The organism is Nocardia iowensis, assembly GCF_019222765.1.
Lineage (GTDB): Bacteria > Actinomycetota > Actinomycetes > Mycobacteriales > Mycobacteriaceae > Nocardia > Nocardia iowensis.
Genome location: NZ_CP078145.1, coordinates 6518402 through 6538162, shown reverse-complemented (window position 1 = coordinate 6538162; position 19761 = coordinate 6518402). Strand labels below are relative to the sequence as shown.

20 protein-coding genes and 1 pseudogene are annotated in these 19761 nt (G+C 66.9%); 19 read left to right on the top strand and 2 right to left on the bottom strand.

From position 1 onward, the window contains the following. Window positions 1–57: 57 nt before the first annotated feature. From KV110_RS30180 to trmD, 5 genes are all read left to right on the top strand, one after another. Window positions 58–606, top strand: a complete 549-nt coding sequence (locus KV110_RS30180) for a dihydrofolate reductase family protein (RefSeq protein ID WP_218470580.1) — start codon at window positions 58–60, stop codon at window positions 604–606. A gap of 351 nt (window positions 607–957) precedes the next feature. Continuing rightward, window positions 958–1410 (top strand): 30S ribosomal protein S16, encoded by a 453-nt coding sequence (rpsP, locus tag KV110_RS30175; protein ID WP_218470579.1) that lies wholly within the window; start codon window positions 958–960, stop codon window positions 1408–1410. Further along, complete coding sequence (locus KV110_RS30170; protein WP_067782143.1) at window positions 1410–1652, top strand: RNA-binding protein; 243 nt, start codon at window positions 1410–1412, stop codon at window positions 1650–1652. The genes rpsP and KV110_RS30170 overlap by 1 nt, the downstream gene beginning before the upstream one ends. Next, a complete protein-coding gene (gene rimM, locus KV110_RS30165) occupies window positions 1653–2177 on the top strand; it encodes a ribosome maturation factor RimM (protein ID WP_218470578.1) in 525 nt (174 codons plus the stop codon). A gap of 7 nt (window positions 2178–2184) precedes the next feature. Beyond that, window positions 2185–2877: a tRNA (guanosine(37)-N1)-methyltransferase TrmD gene (trmD, locus tag KV110_RS30160; protein WP_218470577.1), complete on the top strand. Its 693-nt coding sequence runs from the start codon at window positions 2185–2187 to the stop codon at window positions 2875–2877. 11 nt (window positions 2878–2888) lie between these two features. Here the strand turns inward: trmD and KV110_RS30155 are convergent, their stop codons facing one another. Then, window positions 2889–3740 (bottom strand): helix-turn-helix transcriptional regulator, encoded by an 852-nt coding sequence (locus tag KV110_RS30155; protein ID WP_218470576.1) that lies wholly within the window; start codon window positions 3738–3740, stop codon window positions 2889–2891. 153 nt (window positions 3741–3893) lie between these two features. On the opposite strand from KV110_RS30155, the pseudogene KV110_RS30150 reads away from it, so the two are divergent. From KV110_RS30150 to KV110_RS30130, 5 genes and pseudogenes are all read left to right on the top strand, one after another. Then, window positions 3894–5507, top strand: a pseudogene (locus tag KV110_RS30150) (AMP-binding protein); the annotation flags it as partial. 10 nt (window positions 5508–5517) lie between these two features. Continuing rightward, the gene (locus KV110_RS30145; protein ID WP_218470575.1) at window positions 5518–7143 is read left to right on the top strand and encodes an AMP-binding protein; all 1626 of its coding nucleotides are present in this window, start codon (window positions 5518–5520) and stop codon (window positions 7141–7143) included. 135 nt (window positions 7144–7278) lie between these two features. Then, the gene (locus KV110_RS30140) at window positions 7279–7746 is read left to right on the top strand and encodes a hypothetical protein (RefSeq protein ID WP_218470574.1); all 468 of its coding nucleotides are present in this window, start codon (window positions 7279–7281) and stop codon (window positions 7744–7746) included. A 205-nt stretch (window positions 7747–7951) separates the two neighbouring features. Next, window positions 7952–10384: a Tex family protein gene (locus KV110_RS30135; protein ID WP_218479088.1), complete on the top strand. Its 2433-nt coding sequence runs from the start codon at window positions 7952–7954 to the stop codon at window positions 10382–10384. 24 nt (window positions 10385–10408) lie between these two features. Continuing rightward, window positions 10409–11332, top strand: coding sequence for a hypothetical protein (locus tag KV110_RS30130; protein WP_218470573.1), 924 nt, complete (start codon window positions 10409–10411; stop codon window positions 11330–11332). 168 nt (window positions 11333–11500) lie between these two features. Here KV110_RS30130 and KV110_RS30125 read toward each other — a convergent pair whose 3' ends face one another. Continuing rightward, on the bottom strand, window positions 11501–12382 hold the full coding sequence (locus KV110_RS30125; protein WP_218470572.1) for a sigma-70 family RNA polymerase sigma factor: 882 nt from the start codon (window positions 12380–12382) through the stop codon (window positions 11501–11503). Window positions 12383–12512: 130 nt separating this feature from the next. Here KV110_RS30125 and KV110_RS30120 point away from each other — a divergent pair, with 130 nt between their 5' ends. From KV110_RS30120 to KV110_RS30080, 9 genes are all read left to right on the top strand, one after another. After that, entirely contained in the window at window positions 12513–12932 is a 420-nt protein-coding gene (locus KV110_RS30120; protein WP_218470571.1) for a DoxX family protein, read from the top strand. 22 nt (window positions 12933–12954) lie between these two features. Then, window positions 12955–14130 (top strand): serine hydrolase domain-containing protein, encoded by a 1176-nt coding sequence (locus tag KV110_RS30115; RefSeq protein ID WP_218470570.1) that lies wholly within the window; start codon window positions 12955–12957, stop codon window positions 14128–14130. Between the two features lie 299 nt (window positions 14131–14429). Beyond that, window positions 14430–14771 carry a 50S ribosomal protein L19 gene (rplS, locus tag KV110_RS30110; RefSeq protein WP_029893064.1) on the top strand — a complete coding sequence of 114 codons (342 nt, stop codon included), beginning with the start codon at window positions 14430–14432 and terminating at the stop codon, window positions 14769–14771. 105 nt (window positions 14772–14876) lie between these two features. Next, window positions 14877–15608 carry a signal peptidase I gene (gene lepB / locus KV110_RS30105; protein WP_218479086.1) on the top strand — a complete coding sequence of 244 codons (732 nt, stop codon included), beginning with the start codon at window positions 14877–14879 and terminating at the stop codon, window positions 15606–15608. A 59-nt stretch (window positions 15609–15667) separates the two neighbouring features. Next, complete coding sequence (gene lepB, locus KV110_RS30100; protein WP_393538085.1) at window positions 15668–16450, top strand: signal peptidase I; 783 nt, start codon at window positions 15668–15670, stop codon at window positions 16448–16450. Window positions 16451–16493: 43 nt separating this feature from the next. Beyond that, on the top strand, window positions 16494–17285 hold the full coding sequence (locus KV110_RS30095; protein WP_393538264.1) for a ribonuclease HII: 792 nt from the start codon (window positions 16494–16496) through the stop codon (window positions 17283–17285). 46 nt (window positions 17286–17331) lie between these two features. Further along, window positions 17332–17637, top strand: coding sequence for a DUF2469 domain-containing protein (locus KV110_RS30090; protein ID WP_011210678.1), 306 nt, complete (start codon window positions 17332–17334; stop codon window positions 17635–17637). Window positions 17638–17777: 140 nt separating this feature from the next. Then, the gene (locus KV110_RS30085; RefSeq protein ID WP_218470569.1) at window positions 17778–18134 is read left to right on the top strand and encodes a YraN family protein; all 357 of its coding nucleotides are present in this window, start codon (window positions 17778–17780) and stop codon (window positions 18132–18134) included. After that, complete coding sequence (locus tag KV110_RS30080; RefSeq protein WP_218470568.1) at window positions 18134–19642, top strand: YifB family Mg chelatase-like AAA ATPase; 1509 nt, start codon at window positions 18134–18136, stop codon at window positions 19640–19642. The genes KV110_RS30085 and KV110_RS30080 overlap by 1 nt, the downstream gene beginning before the upstream one ends. Window positions 19643–19761 lie beyond the last annotated feature (119 nt).

Sequence of the window (19761 nt, the reverse complement as noted above, 5' to 3'; positions counted from 1 at the left end):
TCCGTTGGCGCGGCACGTCTTCAGTAGGAGACGTAGTTTCCGACGGGAGGAGCAGCGATGCGCGAGCTGGTGGTAACCGAGAACATCACGCTGGACGGGGTGATCGAAGCGGCGGAGTGGTTCAGCGTGGCCAACGCCGAGGGAGTGGACCAGTCCGACCTCGTCGCGACCTTGAGCTCGCACATGGCGACCTCTGACGCGGTGTTGCTCGGGCGGATCTCCTTCGAGGAGATGCGCGGATATTGGCCGAAGCAGACCGACGACACGTCCGGGGTCACCGCTCACCTGAACAAGGCGACGAAATACGTCGTGTCCAGCACCATCGAGGACCCGGCGTGGGAGAACACGGTCATCCTGCGCGGCATCGACGAGCTCCGCGTCATCAAGGACCAGCCGGGCAAGGACATCGTGGCGACCGGCAGCATCCAGCTGGTCCACGCGCTCATCGCCGCCGACCTGGTCGATGAGTACCGCCTGTTCGTCTATCCGGTCGTCCAGGGCACCGGCAGGCGCCTGTTCGAAGGCGCCACCGAGATCCCGGTCCTGCAACTAGTCGAAACCCGGCCTTTCAGCTCCGGAGTGGTGCTGTTGCGCTACCGACGGTAGGGGTCCGGAGATGCTTCGGCGACGACTGATATCGCAAGCACATGGGTAACTTGCCGGGAACGGGCGAGCCCGCCCGACCACTAACCGCCAGCCGCCAACGTCACTGTCACCCCCACCTGAGCCTGGCCTGAATACGCGGAGAGGCAGGCTAGCGAGGCGGATCAGCGATGCGATTTCTGGCCTCAGTGTGCCGTCTGGCAGAATGGACCACCGTCCTTCCGGACAAGTGTCAGCCCGTCTCCGGTTACGTACCGCGCGGCGGTCACACACTCCAAGCGCTAAACCGGGCTCGCAGACCATGCGGGTCGCTGAATTGCGCCGTGACCAACCTACGAAAGAGGCAGAACAAGCATGGCTGTTCGCATCAAGCTCACCCGCCTGGGCAAGATCCGCAACCCGCAGTACCGCATCGTCGTCGCCGACGCCCGCACCCGCCGGGACGGCCGGTCCATCGAGTCCATCGGCCTGTACCACCCGAAGGAAGAGCCGTCGCTCATCGAGATCGATTCCGAGCGCGCTCAGTACTGGCTGAGTGTCGGCGCGCAGCCGACCGAGCCCGTGCAGCGACTGCTGGAGATCACCGGTGACTGGCAGAAGTTCAAGGGCCTGCCGGGCGCCGAAGGCACCCTGAAGACCAAGGCGGAGAAGGCGTCCAAGCTGGACCTGTTCAACGCCGCGCTGGCCGCTGCCGACAGCGCGCCCACCGCCGAGGCCGTCACCCCGAAGAAGAAGGCCGCCAAGAAGGACGAGGCCAAGAAGGACGAGGCCGCCGAGGCGCCCGCCGCTGCCGAGGCTGCTGAGTAATGAGCGCTGTCGTCGCCGATGCCGTGGAACATTTGGTTCGCGGCATCGTCGCCAATCCCGATGACGTGCGCGTCGAGCTGATCACCGGCCGCCGCGGCCGCACCGTCGAGGTGCACGTGCATCCCGAAGACCTGGGCAAGGTGATCGGTCGCGGTGGTCGTACCGCGACCGCGCTGCGCACCCTCGTCGCCGGCATCGGCGGCCGTGGCATCCGGGTCGACGTGGTCGACACCGACCAGTAGATGGAACTAGTCGTAGGACGGGTCGCCAAGTCGCACGGCGTGCGCGGCGAACTGGTCGTCGAGATACGCACCGACGAGCCGGAAGCCCGGTTCGCGCCGGGCAGCACGCTGCGCGGGCGGCTGGCGCGATCCAAGGAAGTCCGCGACTTCACCGTGGAGTCGGCCCGAGAGCACTCGGGCCGGCTTCTGGTGTTTCTCGCGGGCGTCGCCGACCGCGACGCGGCCGACGCGTTGCGCGGCACGCTGTTCGTGGTGGACAGCGAGGACCTGCCGCCGTCCGACGACCCGGACGAGTACTACGACCACGAACTCGAGGGGCTGACCGTTCAGCTCACCGACGCAACCGTGGTCGGCACCGTGCGTGAGGTGCTGCATTCGGCTGCGGGAGAACTGCTTTCGGTGCAGGCCGCCGAGGACGGCCGGGAGATCCTGATCCCGTTCGTCACCGCCATCGTGCCCACGGTCTCGCTCGCCGATCGGCTCGTCGTCATCGACCCGCCCGAAGGGCTCCTCGATCCGGAATGAGGTAGCCGTGCAGCTCGATGTCGTCACGATCTTTCCGGAGTATCTCGAGCCCCTGCGAACGGCGTTGCTGGGCAAGGCCATCGACAAGGGCCTGATCTCGCTCGCCGTGCACGACCTGCGTAACTGGACCCACGACGTGCACAAGTCCGTCGATGATGCGCCGTACGGCGGCGGACCGGGCATGGTCATGAAGCCGACGGTGTGGGGCGACGCGCTCGACGAGGTCTGCCCCGACGACGCGCTGCTCGTCGTCCCGACGCCTGCGGGCGTCCCGTTCACCCAGGAAACCGCGCACCGCTGGGCCACCGAGAAACATCTCGTCTTCGCGTGCGGCCGCTACGAAGGCATCGACCAACGGGTCTTCGACGACGCCGGGCGTCGGGTCCGCGTCGAAGAGGTCAGCATCGGCGACTACGTGCTGATCGGCGGCGAGGCGGCCGTCCTGGTGATGACCGAAGCCGTCGTCCGCCTGCTTCCCGGTGTTCTCGGCAATCAGCAGTCCCACCAAGAGGATTCGTTCTCCGACGGCTTGCTGGAAGGCCCCAGCTACACCCGCCCCGTCGTCTGGCGTGACCTTGAAGTTCCCCCGGTCCTCCGCTCCGGCGACCACGCCAAAGTGGCGGCCTGGCGCCGCGAACAATCCCTCGCTCGTACCCGTGCCCGCCGCCCAGACCTGCTGCCCGACCCCGCCACGGACTGACCGCGACGGGGCTAGGGGAGTAGTCCGTGGCGCCGCGCGGTGACGACGGCTTCGTATCGGGAGTGGGCGTCGAGTTTGGTCATGGCGTTGCGAAGATAGCTTTTGACCGTCTCGGGTCGTAGCGAGAGGCGTTGGGCGGCTTCCTGATTCGTGCAACCCAGGGCGATTTGGGACAGCACGTCCAGTTCGCGGCGGGACAGTCGGGGTGCGTCGGGAGGTGAGTCGCCGACCATGACCCGAGTGAGGCGTTCGCATACGGTGTGCAGGCGACCGCGAAGCTCCTCGTCGTCGGCGGAGCGCGCCATGCCGCGCAGTTCGGCGTGGATGTCGCGGAGTTCCTCGGCGACGGCCGGCGCGGTGTCGGGGGAGGGGGTGGTCGTCTCGAGCAGGCGCAGGCGGCGGTCCACCTCGTCGCGGAGGGTGATTTCGGTGGCGAGGCGGCGACCGGCCCGGACGACCAGGTCGACCGTGCGATCACCGAGCGGGCTGGCGCCGCGGGTGGCGGCGTAGAGGACGGCGCGGGAGCGTTTGTCGACAATCACCGGCACGGCCGCGATCGAGCGGAGCCCTTCGCCGGATACCGGCCCGTCATAGTGGTGGGTGATGGTGGAGGTGTTGACGTAGTCGGCCACCGAGGCGGGACGGCCGGAGTCCATGACGCGGCCGCCGAGCCCCGAAGTACGCACTACGGACAGCCCACGCAGCCCGTTGGTGAGGGTGCCGACGAATTCCGACAGCAGCAGCGCGTCGCCGTGCACCTCGCCGCCGAACGCCACCGGCACCTCGGCCGCGCTTGCCACCCAACGGATTTCGGCGCGCAACGCATCGGCGTCCCGCGGGCGCAGCAGGGCGGTGTTTGACATGGAACTCACCCCTTTTCGGGGGTAGTAGCGGACTCGGTGTGACCCACATCCTATTGAACTAGAGCCCGGAGGGAGGCCTTCTTCACTCGTGCGCGACCGGAGCGAGTGCGGTACCTCTATTGGGTGTGCTGGATCACGATGAGGAGTGGCGAGATGGGCATCGATCTGACTTCGCGGGTGCACGAACTGCTGGACATGTACGACCGGACCGACGCCTCAGCCGCGGACTTGCTGTGCGATCGGCATCCGGCGGACGGAATCGCGTTCACCATCGTCGAGAGTGATCTGTCCTCGACCGATCTCACCTATGGTGAACTGCGGGAGCGCTCGACGCGATTCGCCGCTGGGCTGGCGGAACTCGGCATCCGGCAAGGTGATCGGGTCGCGACGTTGATGACGAAGTCGACGGACTTGGTGGTGGCGTTGCTGGGGATCTGGCGTTGCGGGGCGGTGCATGTTCCGTTGTTCACCGCATTCGCGCCGCCCGCCATCGCGTTCCGGCTGAAGGCGAGCGGCACCTCGATCGTCATCGCCGATGCCGACCAGGCGGCGAAGCTGGCGCCGGGGCCCGACATACCGGCCGACGCACCGTGGCAGATCATCGTCAGCGGTGACGCGCCCGCGGGCAGCCTCGGCATGGCGGACCTGCTCGGCGACAGCTCGAGCCAGCTGCCGGAACCCGTGGCGGTCGGCGGCGACGGACTGCTGGTGCAGCTGTTCACCAGTGGCACCACCGGAACTCCGAAGGGCGTGCCGATTCCGTTGCGCGCGCTGGCCTCCTTCCACGCGTATCAGGAATTCGCGCTGGATGTCCGCGAGGACGATGTCTTTTGGAATGTCGCGGACCCCGGCTGGGCGTACGGCCTGTATTACGCGATCCTCGCCCCGCTGGCCGCCGGTGTGCGCAGCATTCTGGCGAATGCCGGGTTCTCGCCCGCCCTCATCTGGCACGTGCTGGACCGCTTCAGTGTCACCAACTTGGCCGCCGCCCCGACCGTGTACCGCGCGCTGCGCACCGACACCATCGCGCCGCCGGTGCATGCCACGCTGCGGCGCGCCTCGTCGGCCGGGGAGCCGTTGACCCCCGAGGTCGTCGCGTGGTCGCTGGAGCATCTCGGTGTCGCGGTCCGCGACCACTATGGTCAGACCGAACACGGCATGGTCATCTGCCATTCCTGGCACGAGGCGCTGGACACCGAGGTGCCCGCGGGCTCGATGGGGCGGTCGCTGCCCGGCTGGTCGTGCGCGGTGTTGTCCGACGACGCCGACATCGTCGCCCCCGCCGGTGAGCTCGGTCGCGTCGCCATCGATACCGAGAACAGCCCGCTGCTGTGGTTCCTCGGCTACCTCGACGCCCCCGAACGCACTGCCCAGCGCTACACCCCGGACGGGCGTTGGTATATCACCGGCGATGCGGGCTCGCAGGACGAGGACGGCTTCTTCCACTTCTCCTCCCGCGACGACGACGTGATCATCATGGCCGGCTACCGCATCGGCCCGTTCGAGGTGGAAAGCGTGCTCGTGCTGCACGAGCAGGTCGCCGACGCGGCTGTGGTCGGCATGCCCGACGCACTGCGCGGCGAGGTCTTGGAGGCATTCGTGGTGTTGCGCAACGGTTATGTCGGCAGTGACGAACTCGCCGCCGAGCTGCAGGACCTGGTGAAGAAGAAGTTCGCCGCGCACGCCTACCCGCGCACCGTGCATTTCGTACCACGGCTGCCGAAGACGCCGAGCGGGAAAGTGCAGCGCTACCTGCTGCGCCAGCGGGGGACAGGTGATGCCGAGCCCGAGTTACGCGTCCGGCACCTCGGACACGCCCTTGCTCGGCGACACCATCGGCGGCAACCTCGACCGTACCGTCGCCACCTTCCCGGACCGGGAAGCGTTGGTGGACAAGCCCTCCGGGCGACGCTGGACCTATCGCGAGCTCGGCGCCGCGATCGATGCGCTGGCTACCGGCCTGGCCGCCCGCGGCATCGGAAAGGGCGACCGGGTCGGCGTCTGGGCGCCGAACTGCGCCGAATGGTTCTTCGTGCAGTACGCGACGGCCAAGATCGGCGCGATCCTGGTCAATATCAACCCGGCATACCGCACCAGCGAGCTGGAATACGTACTGCGCCAGGCGGGGGTGCGGATGCTGGTCTCGGCGCCGGAGTTCAAGACCTCGAACTACGTCGCGATGATCGAACAGGTTCGGGGGAACTGTCCGTCCCTCGAACAGGTGCTGGTGCTCGGCACGCCGGAATGGGATGAGCTGGCGCGCACGGCGATCGATGCGGATCGGTTGGCCGCGCTCGCGGCGGAACTGTCCATCGACGACCCGATCAACATCCAGTACACCTCGGGCACAACGGGTTTCCCCAAGGGAGCCACGCTGAGCCATCACAACATCTTGAACAACGGCTTCTTCGTCGGCGAGCTGTGCGGCTACACCGAACAGGACCGGATCTGCGTGCCGGTGCCGTTCTACCACTGCTTCGGGATGGTCATGGGCAACCTGGCCAGCACGAGTCACGGTGCGGCGGTGGTGATTCCGGCACCATCGTTCGATCCCTCGGCGACGCTGGCGGCCGTCGCGAGTGAACGCTGCACCTCGCTCTACGGTGTGCCGACCATGTTCATCGCGCTGCTGACCGAATTGGATTCCGCCACACCGGATCTGTCCAGCTTGCGCACCGGCATCATGGCGGGCTCGCCGTGCCCCGTCGAGGTCATGAAGCGGGTGATCGACCGGATGGGGATGCACGAGGTGTGCATCTGCTACGGCATGACCGAGACCTCGCCGGTGTCCACCCAGACCCGCCGCGACGACGGCATCGATCGGCGCACCGGCACGGTCGGCCGGGTAGGTCCGCATCTGGAAGTCAAAATCGTCGACCCCGCAACGGGTCTCACGGTACCGCGCGGCGAGCCGGGCGAACTGTGCACCCGCGGCTACTCGGTGATGCTCGGCTACTGGAATGACGTCGCCAAGTCCACCGAGGCCATCGACACCGCCCGCTGGATGCACACCGGCGACATCGGCGTGATGGACGACGACGGCTACCTGGCGATCACCGGTCGCATCAAGGACATGGTCATCCGTGGCGGCGAGAACATCTACCCGCGCGAGATCGAGGAGTTCCTGTACACCCACCCCGACATCCTGGATGCCCAGGTGATCGGCGTGCCCGACCCGAAATACGGCGAGGAGCTGATGGCGTGGGTCCGGATGCGGGACGGCGCAACACCTTTGGACGCCGCCGCCGTCCGCGAGTTCTGTACCGGCAAGCTGGCGCACTTCAAGATCCCGCGCTACGTGCACGTGGTGGAGGAGTTCCCGATGACGGTCACCGGCAAGATCCGCAAGGCGGAGATGCGCGAATTGTCGCGTGCGCTACTGGGTTCGGTGGACGAAACCTGACATCGCGCTGCTGGTGGAGATGTTAACGCCAGCGGTTGCCCCGACTACTGTGGTCATGTGACCTGTCGGCGAGCCACATATGGTGGAACAAGGTCATTTTCGGGGATTGACAAATCTGATATCGAGAGGTCTTACATGTCCATCGGTTCGTTATCACGTGTCCTATCTTGCGTTTTCGTCAGCGCCGCACCGCTGCTCTTGGTGGCACCGGCCGCCGACGCCGCGCCGGATAGCCCGTATAGCTGCTCGGGTGTTTATCTGACGAGCGATGGCTCCGCGGAAGTGGAGTCCTGCATTTACGCCGAAAACGGGGTGCCGAGAGCATTCGGCGGGATCACGTTCAAAAACGATTCCATCAATGAAAAGAACTGCACCATGGTCGTGACGGTCGTGGATAAAGACGCGTATGCCGACGGCGGAACCGATGAACACGTCGCGACCAGCGGTCCCTTCTCTTGCACGAACGGGAGATACCCCTCCCCGCCGTTGACCGTGGACCAGGCACTGGCCAAGCCCGGGCACCGGTATGTCAGTTTCACCGAGGTCACCAAGGACGGCAACGGGATCATCCGGATGTACAGCCCGGAACTGGTCTTGCAGTAGGTAACTGGGTATATGCGTCGAACCACCGGACCAGGCCGAGCACGCTCGGCCTGGTCCGGTGGTTCGTGCCGCAGGCCGGACCAGCGGTGATGCGGCACGCGCGACCCGGTTCGACTGGGTGCGAGCCCCTTGTCGGGCGGTCCCGGTAGTGTCTGCGGACGTGACGACAGCGCCCGAGACCGTAAGTGCAGAGTCCGACCCCGCCGTGCTCCCACCCACGACATCCCCCGGCGTCGCGAGCCAGGCCAGCGTGAACCGCCGCATCGCCGACGAGCTCGGGGTGCGGGAGAGCCAGGTACGCTCCACCGTCGAGCTGCTCGACGCGGGCTCGACCGTGCCGTTCATCGCGCGCTACCGCAAGGAGGTCACCGGCGGTCTCGACGACGCGCAGCTGCGCCTGCTCGACGAGCGTCTGCACTACATCCGCGAACTCGACGAGCGCCGTGGCGCGATCCTCGAATCAATCCGTGGCCAGGGCAAACTCGACGACGCACTGCACCAGCAGATCATGCTCGCCGAGACCAAGGCCCGGCTCGAGGACATCTACCTGCCGTACAAACCGAAGCGGCGCACCAAGGCGCAGATCGCGCGCGAGGCAGGCCACGAGCCGGTCGCCGACGCGCTCATCAACGACCCGACCACCGATCCCGCGCAGTACAACGCCGAGCAGCTCGACGGCGCGCGGTCGATCCTGGTCGAGCGGTTCGCCGAGGACGCCGACCTGGTCGGTGAGCTGCGCGAACTGATGTGGAACCGCGGGCAGATCAAGTCGACCGTGCGCGCGGGCAAGGAGGAGGCCGGCGCCAAGTTCGCCGACTACTTCGAGTTCAGCGAGCCGTTCACCAAACTGCCCTCGCACCGCATCCTCGCGTTGCTGCGCGGTGAGAAGGAAGAGGTGCTGTCGCTGCACCTCGAGCCGGACACTCAAGCTGAGTCTTCTGGTCGCTCCGCAGGCTCCGCTCCTGGCGAACCGGGCGAACGGACTATTTACGAAGGCCGCATCGCGATCAAGTTCGGCATCGCCGACAAGGGCCGCGCCGCCGACTCCTGGCTGCTGGACACCGTGCGCTGGGCCTGGCGGACCAAACTGCAAGTGAGCCTCGGCATCGACACCAGGATGCGGTTGCGGCAAGCGGCCGAGAAGGACGCCGTCGACGTGTTCGCGGCGAACCTGCGCGACCTGTTGCTCGCCGCGCCCGCGGGCACCCGCACCACGATGGGCCTCGACCCCGGCTACCGGACCGGCGTGAAGGTGGCTGTCGTCGACGCCACCGGCAAGGCGGTCGCCACCGAGGTGATCTATCCGCACAAGCCGCAGGGGCAGACCGAGAAGTCACTGGCCGTGCTCGGCGCGCTGGTCGCCCGGTTCGGCGTTGAGCTCATCGCCATCGGCAACGGTACCGCCTCGCGCGAGACCGATGCCCTTGCCGCCGAGCTGATCTCGCGGATTCCGGAGAACAAGCCGACCAAGATCGTGGTGTCCGAGGCGGGCGCCTCGGTGTACTCCGCCTCGGCCTACGCCACCCAGGAACTGCCCGATATGGACGTGTCGCTGCGCGGCGCGGTGTCGATCGCGCGACGGTTGCAGGATCCGCTCGCCGAGTTGGTGAAGATCGATCCGAAGTCGATCGGTGTCGGTCAGTACCAGCACGACGTATCCGAGACGCTGCTGGCGCGCTCGCTGGGCGCGGTGGTCGAGGACGCGGTGAATGCCGTCGGCGTCGACGTCAACACCGCCTCCGTGCCGCTGCTGTCGCGGGTGTCCGGTATCGCTGGTTCGGTAGCGGAAAGCATTGTGGCGCACCGGGATCAGAATGGGCCGTTCCGCAGTCGGACCGCGTTGCTCGAGGTGCCGCGGCTCGGCCCGAAGGCGTTCGAGCAGTGCGCGGGCTTCTTGCGGATCCGCGGCGGCGACGATCCGCTGGACACCTCCGCGGTGCACCCCGAGGCGTACCCGGTGGTCCGGCGGATCATGGAAAAGACCGGCCGCGACATCACCGAGGTCATCGGCAACACAACCGTGCTGCGCTCGCTGCGCGCCGACGAGTTCACCGACGAACGCTTCGGTCTACCGACCGTCACCGACATCATCAGCGAGCTCGAAAAGCCGGGCCGCGACCCGCGACCCGAGTTCAAGACCGCGGAATTCGCCGCGGGCGTGGAGAAGGTCGCCGATCTCGAGCCCGGCATGGTGCTCGAAGGGGTCGTCACGAATGTCGCGGCGTTCGGCGCGTTCGTCGACGTCGGCGTGCACCAGGATGGGCTCGTGCATGTGTCGGCGATGTCGCACAACTTCGTCAAGGATCCGCGCGAGGTGGTGAACACCGGTGACGTGGTCAAGGTGAAGGTGCTCGAGGTCGATGTCGCCCGGCAGCGCATCGGGTTGTCGCTGCGGCTGGACGACGAGCCGGGAGTCGCGGCCAAAGGTGAACGAGGCGAGAACCGGCAGCGTGGCCAAGGGGACCGCAAGGGTGGTGCGCCCGAGCGGCAGAATGGACAGGGCAAGAACCAACAGGGCCGCAATCAAGGACAGCGGAATCAGGGCCAGGCCCGTGGCGGTGGCAATCAGCGCCGCAACGCGCCCGCGCCGAGCGGTTCGATGGCGGATGCGCTGCGCCGGGCAGGTTTCGGACAGTAGGTCGGACGGAGGTTTCAGGCGGCCATGCGACGATGGCTCAGTGAGGATGTGATCGCGCAGGGCAGGCTCCCGCTGCTGTGCTTCCTTCTCGGGTTCATCGTCGGCTTCCTGTTGATCCGGCTCAGCGTCCGGCTGATCCGGAAACAGGTGCGCTGGTGGCCGGGCAACGTGCGGTCCGGCGGGGTGCACATCCACCACATGGTGTTCGGGGTGATCCTGCTACTGGCGTCCGGCGTCGGCATGGTCACCCTGTACCAAACCGCCGACACGACAACGGCCGCCGTGCTCGCCGCCGCCTTCGGTGTCGGCGCCGCGCTCACCCTCGACGAATTCGCGCTGATCTTCTATCTGCGCGACGTGTACTGGGAGGAGCAGGGGCGCACCTCGGTGGACGCGGTGTTCGTCGCCCTCGCGGTCACCGGGTTGCTGCTGCTGGGATTCCATCCGCTGTGGTTGTTGGACATCAATGACTTCCGTAGCGATCCGAGCGTCGAAGTCCGGGTCTTCGTGGTCGCCTTCGCGGTGGTGAACCTCGGGCTCGCGGCAATGGTCATCGCCAAGGGAAAGATCTGGACCGGCCTGTTCGGCATGTTCTTTCTGCCGCTGCTGGTGGTCGGTGCGCTGCGGTTGAGCAGGCCGGGCGCGCCGTGGGCCCGCTGGCGCTACGCCGACCGCCGCCGCCTCATGTACCGCGCCATCGTCCGCGAACGGCGCTACCGGCGGCCGGTCATCCGCGCCAAAATCTTCGTGCAGGACCTGGTCGCCGGCAAACCCGACGTCGAACACGTCCGGACCGCGGCCGAAGCCGAGCTCACCCGCACCGTCGTGCCCGCCCCACCGGCGCCCCACCGCCACCACCTCTCCCTGTTCTCCTCGGACCACGAGGCGGAGCCGGTGGAGCGTGCGCCGGACGTCGAGCCGGTGGTGCACGCGCCCGACCGCGACTGACCGAACCTGTCGGGGTTTTCGTCCTGATCGAGTCGAGCGGGCGAGTCGACCGCGGCGCGCGAGGGTCGGTTTGGCGGGCGTGAGTTGAGTCGCTGTGCGTGAGTTGGCCTGCCGCGCACGAGGGGTGGCTACCGGATTCGTGCGCGCGGGACACCGAGTACGCGCGGGCTAGCGACTCGGGTGTGTGGTCGGCAGAGGGAGGGCGGCTAGGCGGGTGGAGTCGGCGAGTAGATCGATGCCGGTGATCCTGTCGTCGGCGACGGTGAAGGCGATGACCGACATCGGGCTGCCGTCGGCTGTACTCAGCAGGCCCGCAACGCCATTGACCAAGGCGGGCACGACGTCGTACCGGTTGGCGAACTGGTGGAAGGTATCCAGCAGTCCGGCCACGACGGGTGCGCCCCGCATGATCTGGATGCCGCCGACGCCGCTGTCGGCGCGCAGCACCACGTCGGGGTCCAGGAGGGACAGCAGGGCATCGAAACTGCCGTCGCGGGCGGCGGCGAGGAAGGCGGCAACGGCTCGGCGCTGGCGGGGGAGGTCCGCGTCGAGGCGCGGCGTACCGCCCTGGACGCGGCGGCGCGCGCGGCTGGCGATCATCTTGGTCGCGGCGGACGACTTGCCGAGGATCGGCGCGATCTGGTCGAACGGCATGGCGAACATATCGTGCAGCACGAAGGCCAACCGCTCGGCCGGATTCAGCGAGTCGAGTACCACCAGCAGCGCCATGCCGATCGAATCTGCCAGCACCACTTGCTGTTCCGGCTCGGTGCCGTCATCCATAACCACCATCGGATCGGGCAGCTGCTCTTCGAACGAGTCCTCGCGTCGCGATCGGCGTGAGCGCAACAGATCCAGGCACACTCGGCTCACGGCGGTGGTCAGCCAGCCGCCGAGATTATCGATGCTGTCGTGATCGACGCGCGCCAGCCGCAGCCAGGCCTCCTGCACGGCGTCCTCGGCTTCGGCCAACGACCCGAGCATCCGGTAGGCCACCGCGATGAGATGCGCGCGATGCGCCTCGAACCGGTCGGCCAGGTATTCGTCCATGTGGGCTCCTTCGCATCGTCGTCCACAGTGATGACGACGCGCGGGCCCGGATCGTGACAACTCGCCGCTTGTTACCTTCGCCCGCCGCCATCCGTCAGACAGACAGCAACACCGACGGAAGGACGAAATCATGAACACCAGCACCAAGGACCTAGCGCTGCGCGCCGCCTATTTGGGCGCCACCGGGCTCGTGCTCACCGAATCGGTGGTGGGCTCCTACTGGGATGTCGCCCGGATCCCTTATGTCCGTGAGGTTTTCGATCGACTCGAATATCCGATGTATTTCGCGACGATGCTCGGCGTCGCCAAGGCAGCGGCGGTGGCCGCGATCGTCGTGCCCGGCCATCCGCGTGCCGAGGAATGGGCCTATGCCGGACTGACTTTCGTCTACGGCGGCGCGGCGGTGTCGCACATGGCGGTCGGTGACGAGCCGAAAACCTGGATCTCACCGCTGGTCTTCGCCGGTCTCAGCCTGGCGTCCTGGCGGCTGCGCCCACCCGCCGGTCGGCGCAATCCACTGACCTTGCTGCGTCGTTCAGCGCACGCCTGACATCCCGCAAAGGAGAACAACCATGAGCATCATCGAAGTACAGGGCACTGTCGCACCGGGATTCGAGGCGGTGCGTGCCGAATTCGCCGAGGTCGTAGCCGCGGAGAACGGCGAATCCGGGTCTCAGCTCGCCGCTTTCGTACACGGCAGACCGGTGGTCGACCTCTGGGCCGGCGCGCAGGTGACCGGCGATACGCTGACTGGTCTGCTCTCGTCGACCAAGGGCGCCGCGACGCTGGTCGTGGCCCTGCTGGTGCAGGACGGGATGCTCGACCTGGACCGCCCCGTTGCCGCCTACTGGCCGGAGTTCGCCGACGCGGGCAAGGTCACGATCACCCTGCGCCAGGTACTCACCAACGAATCCGGCGTGATCGGGGTCGACGGCGGCTTCACCCGCGCCGAACTCGCCGACGACCAGTTGATCGCGCAACGCGTCGCCGGTCAACGCCCCTTCTTCCGGCCGGGCGTGCTGCAGGGTTACGGCGGATTCGTCACCTTCGCCATCCTCGGCGAGGTGGTCCGCCGCCTCCTGGGCAGTTCGATCCAGGAGCTGTTCGAGCAACACGTAAGGGCCCCATACGATTTGGATCTCTATCTCGGATTGCCCGCAGCACTGGAGGATCGGTACCTGAAGGTGCTGCCGTGGTCGGCGACACCGGATATGCAGGCTGCGTTCGAGGCGAATTCACCTGGTCAGCAAAGCATTCCGGGCATTGCGTACAACCTCAACGCCACCGGATTCACGCCGGACGACGTGCTCGCCTTACCCAACAACGCGCAGTTGCGCGCCAACGGTCCCGCGTCGATGGGCGGGGTGGGCAGTGCGCGTGCCCTGGCGGCGATGTACGCGGCCGCCATTTCCGAAATCGACGGCAGGTCGCCACTGCTGAAACCCGACACCCTCGCCGCCTTCACCACCATCCAGACCGCCGGTCACGACCTGGTCCGCGGCGATCAGACGCCCTACCTGGTCGGCTTCGAAGCCAAGGGCCAGCAGTACCCGTTCCTCGGTGCCAATGCGTTCGGTCACACCGGGGCCGCCGGTTCCGACGGATTCGCCGACCCGCACAGCGGTCTGGCCTACGGCTACACCCGCCGCCGCGCCGCCTTCGCATTCAACGGCCCGGAAAACGAACGACTGGCCCGCGTCCTACACCACGCGACTCGAGCCATCCAGGGCGATGCGGCACATGCTTGACCAAACGGCCAGGTCGGGGAGTTCATGACGGAGTATCCGGCGCTGCTCGAGCGGTACAGTATGGACGGGAGAGCGCGCCGGAAGAGGCGAGTCGATCAGCATCCACCTGTTCGCGGTACCGGCGGCTCCGGCCTGATCCAGGGGGCCGATTTTTCCCGCGACCCGCTGATCTGGCACAATACTCAGGTTGCCCTGGGTGCTCGTGGACCAGGCGCATCCCCTTGAATCGGAGCATGAACCGGCCGAGCACGTGACGTGCCGCCAGGGTCCTCTGTTCGCGCGAACCCATAAGGATGGAAATGAACACCCTTGACTTCGTCGACGAGAAGTCGCTGCGCAGCGACGTCCCCGACTTCCGGCCGGGCGACACCCTCAATGTGCACGTAAAGGTCATCGAAGGCTCGAAGGAGCGCATCCAGGTCTTCAAGGGCGTCGTCATCCGACGCCAGGGCGGCGGCATCCGCGAGACCTTCACGGTCCGCAAGGTGTCGTTCGGTGTCGGCGTGGAGCGCACCTTCCCGGTGCACACCCCGAACATCGACCACATCGAGGTCGTCACCCGTGGTGACGTCCGCCGCGCCAAGCTGTACTACCTCCGCGATCTGCGTGGCAAGGCCGCCAAGATCAAGGAAAAGCGCTGAAGTAGCTTTTCGGCGCGATAGCGCGCCCGGTAGCCCGGTATCGGAACTCAGTTCCGGTGCCGGGCTACTGTTTTCGGTGTGACAGAACAGAGTGCGTCGCCGACCATGTCGGATGACGAGGGGGCAGGGCGTCGCCCGAAGAAGCAGCGGCCGTTCTGGCAGGAGCTGCCCGTCCTCATCGTGATCGCGGCGGTGATCGCCGCGCTGATGGTCAATTTCATCGGCCGCCCATATGTGATTCCGTCGCAGTCGATGGAGCCGACCCTGCACGGTTGTACTGGTTGCACAGGGGACCGCATCTATGTGCAGAAGCTGAGCTACTACTGGAGCGATCCGAAGCCGGGCGACGTGGTGGTATTCGTCGGCCCGCCCTCCTGGAACGACACCTACCGATCGAATCGGTCGAGCAATACCCTCGTGCGTGGGGTGCAGAACTTCTTCTCCTACTTCGGCCTGGTCCCGCCGGACGAGAACGATCTGGTGAAGCGAGTGATCGCGGTCGGCGGTCAGACCGTGGAGTGCTGTGATGCGCAGGGGCGGATCCTGGTGGACGGTAAACCCCTGGACGAGCCGTATGTGCAGAAGGACTACCCATGGGTGGCGGGGCAGAACGCCGCGTACCCCCGCGGCAGGGTCTTCGCTCCGATCAAGGTGCCTGCGGGCCATCTCTGGGTGATGGGGGACAACCGCAACGAGTCGCGGGATTCGCGCGCGCATACCAGCGACGAACTCCACGGAACCGTTCCTGTCGACAACGTTCGTGGCAAAGCGGTGTTCAAGATCTGGCCGCCGGGGCGGATGGGGCCGGTGCGCTCGCATGATCCGCAGTCGAATTAGTGTGACGCGGAACGCCCGGCATCGGACGAGACTCAGGCTGCCGGGCTAATCTGTTCGGCGTGGCAGACGAAAGTGGGTCGGTGTCGGTGTCCGATTCGGACGACGAGGGGTTCAAGCGACGTCGGGGACGCCGACGGAGCGAGAAGAAACAGCGCCCGTTCTGGCAGGAACTGCCGATCCTCATCGTGATCGCGGCGGTGATCGCCGCGCTGATGGTCACTTTCGTCGGGCGGCCGTACGTGATTCCCTCGCAGTCGATGGAAACCACGCTGCACGGCTGTGCCGGCTGCACCGGCGACCGCATCTACGTGCAGAAACTGAGCTACTACTGGGGCGATCCCGAGCCCGGCGACGTGGTGGTGTTCGTCGGCCCGCCGTCCTGGAACACGCACTACCAGTCGATTCGTTCGGACAACGCCGTCGTGCGCGGCGTGCAGAACTTCTTCTCCTTCTTCGGTCTGGTGCCGCCGGACGAGAACGATCTGGTGAAGCGGGTGATCGCGGTCGGCGGTCAGACCGTGGAATGCTGTGACACCCAAGGCCGGGTTCTGGTCGACGGCAAACCGCTGGACGAGCCGTACGCGCGCTACATCTTCCCGTACGTCCCCGGTCAGCCCTACGGTCCCAGCGGCGGACGCGAGTTCAAGCCGGTGAAGGTGCCCGAAGGGCATCTGTGGGTGATGGGCGACAACCGCAACGAGTCCGCCGATTCGCGCGCGCACATCAGCGACGAACTCCAGGGCACCGTCCCGGTGGACAACGTCCGCGGCAAGGCGGTGTTCAAGATCTGGCCGCCCAGTCGGATCGGTCCGGTGCGTTCGCAGAACGCCCAAGAGAACTGATCGTCAGCGGCCGCAGCATAATTGGACGGTGGGGCAAGGTCGAGTGGTACAGAGCAATGGGTGGCCGCCGCGCGTGGTGATGCGCAAGGCGGGTGGGTTGCGCACGCTCGAAGCGGCGTTGATCCGCAGCGGTCTAGGCCCCGTCGCCGGTGTCGATGAGGCCGGTCGCGGGCCGTGCGCGGGACCGCTGGTGGTGGCGGCCTGTCTGCTGGCGCCGAAGGCCTACGACAAGCTGGCCGGCCTCGACGACTCCAAGAAGCTCACCGAAGCCGTCCGTGAAGAGCTGTATCCGATCATCACGCGGCTGTCGCTGGCCTGGAAAGTAGTGGTCATCCCGGCCTGGGAGATCGATTCGATCGGCATCCATGTCGCCAATATCGAGGGCATGCGCCGCGCCGTCGCCGGGCTCGGACAGCCGCCCGGGTACGTGCTGACCGACGGATTCCGGGTGCCGGGCATCCCGGTGCCGTCGCTGCCGGTGATCGGCGGTGACGCGGCCGCGGCCTGCATCGCCGCCGCCAGCATCCTGGCGAAGGTCACCAGGGACCGGATGATGGTCGAGCTGGACCAGCGGTTCCCCGGCTACGGATTCGCGTCCCACAAGGGCTACAACACGCCCGACCATATCGCCGCCTTGCGTCGCCTCGGCCCCAGCGACGAGCACCGGCGCTCCTGGCGCCCGGTGCGCGAGCTGGCGGGCCTGCGGCCGGTCGCCACGGCGGCCGAGGAGGCCGACGCCATGCTCGCGGGCGAGGTCGACGCGATGCTGTCCGATGAGTTCGAAGTCGTGCGTCCGGATAGCCGAGTGGCTACCGGCGCTACCCATGCGCGATGATGTCAGCACACGACGCAGCGCGGCGAGAAGGAGGACGTCCCACCCGATGAGTGCCGAGGACCTCGAGAAGTACGAAACCGAGATGGAGCTCTCGCTGTACCGAGAGTACAAAGACATCGTCGGTCAGTTCTCGTACGTGGTGGAGACCGAGCGCCGCTTCTACCTGGCCAACTCCGTGGAACTGCGCCCGCAGAACGCCGACGGTGAGGTGTACTTCGAGGTTCGGATGAGCGATGCCTGGGTGTGGGACATGTACCGCCCGGCCCGCTTCGTCAAGCACGTCCGGGTGATCACCTTCAAGGACGTCAACATCGAAGAGCTGGAGAAGCCGGACCTGCGGCTGCCGGAGTAGTAGCACGGCATACCGACAATCCGGTGCCCTCCGGTAGCTGAGCACCGTGAGTTGTCCACAGGGTGCCGGTTATCAACAGGTTTTGTGTTTGCCCAGGTCAGCGCCCGAAGTCGCCGTGCGGTGCCGGGCACGCTGGCCGAGTGACAGACAAACAGGCGCTCGGCGCGCAAGGGGAAGAGCTGGCGGCACAGTTCCTGCAGGCCGCCGGGATGGAAATCGTCAGCAGAAACTGGCGATGCAGATACGGTGAACTGGACCTGATCGCCCGGGACGCCGAAGTCACCGCGTTCGTCGAGGTGAAGACCCGGTCGGGGCTCGGATTCGGCATACCGGCCGAAGCGGTCACCTTCACCAAACGCCAGCGCATACGGCGGCTCGCCCTGCTATGGCTGGCCGAGCAGGAGGGGCCGTGGCGGCACATCCGGTTCGATGTCGTCTCCGTGCTGCTGACCCGCGGACACAAGCCGGTCATCGACCATTTGAAGGCGGTGTTCTGATGGCGCTGGGCCGGGCCCATTCGGTCGCGGTCACCGGCGTCGACGGCCTGCTGGTCGAGATCGAGGCCGATATCGGGCAGGGCCTGCCCTCGGTGCACCTGGTCGGGTTGCCGGATACGGCGTTGCAGGAGTCGCGGGACCGGGTGCGGTCGGCGGTGGCGAACTCGGGGGAGAAGTGGCCCGACGGGCGGGTCATCCTGGCTCTCTCGCCTGCGACGTTGCCGAAGATCGGCAGTGTTTACGATCTGGCACTGGCCATCGCCGTGCTCGATGCGTCGGGGGCCGTGCCGTCGGAGCGTCTCGCGAAGACGGTGTTGCTCGGTGAACTCGCACTGGACGGACGGGTGCGGCGGGTGCGTGGCATCCTGCCCGCGGTGATCGCGGCGCGGAATGCCGGGTGGCCTGCGGTGGTGGTGCCCGAGGCGGCCATGGCCGAAGCCGGATTGGTCGACGGGGTAGAGGTTTTCGGGGCGGCGAGCCTGCGCATGGTGGTGGCCTGGTTGCGCGGTGAAGGCACGCTGCCGGAACCCAGCGGGCAGCTGCCCGATCCGGTGCGTTCGGGCGGTGACCTGAGCGAAGTGGTCGGGCAGGACGAAGCGCGCTGGGCGTTGGAGGTGGCTGCGGCCGGTGGGCACCATTTGTTACTGACCGGGCCGCCCGGCATCGGGAAAACTATGCTGGCGCAACGTCTTCCGGGTCTGCTGCCACCGCTTTCGGAGGCCGAATCGCTCGAGGTGACCGCCATCCACTCGATGGCCGGTGCGTTGTCCGGCGATCATCCGCTGATCACGATGCCGCCGTTCGTCGCGCCCCATCATTCGACATCGGTGACCGCGATGGTCGGCGGCGGTTCGGGCACCGCCCGGCCGGGCGCGGTGAGCCGGGCCCACCGTGGCGTGCTCTTCCTCGACGAATGTGCCGAGATCGGTAATAAGGTTTTGGAGGCGATGCGAACTCCGTTGGAAGAGGGCGAAGTTCGCATCGCCCGTCGTGACGGGGTAGCGAGGTATCCGGCGCGATTTCAACTCGTGCTCGCCGCCAATCCCTGTCCGTGCGCACCGGCTCGCGACGTCGACTGCATCTGCGCGCCGCTCGCACGTCGCCGCTATCTCGGGAAGTTGTCCGGGCCGCTGATGGATCGCATCGATATCTGGGTGCAGATGCGCGGCCAGTCGGGTGCCGCGTTCAGCACCGATGAGGCCGAAAGTAGTGCGGTGGTGCGGGAACGGGTCGCGGTGGCCAGGCAGGCGGCGGTGCGACGGTGGCAGGAGTTCGGGTGGCTGACGAATGCCGAAGTGCCCGGGCACGTTCTGCGCCAGCAATTCCGCCTACCGCACGAGGCGATCGCGCCGGTTGAGACCGCCCTCCGCCTCGGTCGCCTGTCCGCCCGCGGCGCCGACCGTGCCATCCGGGTCGCGTGGACTATTTCCGACCTTCGTGGTGCGGAACTGCCGACTGCTCAGGATGTGCTGGCGGCGTTGAACTTTCGACAGCGCGGTGCGCAATGAGAACGGGTGGGATCGTTGGGGTGGAGGAGGCAGCGAGCGGATCGGCATCGATCCCGCTGGGTGACGGCGAGGCCGTGGACTCCAGGGTGCTCGATGGCGGCGAGCTCGCGGTGGTGAAC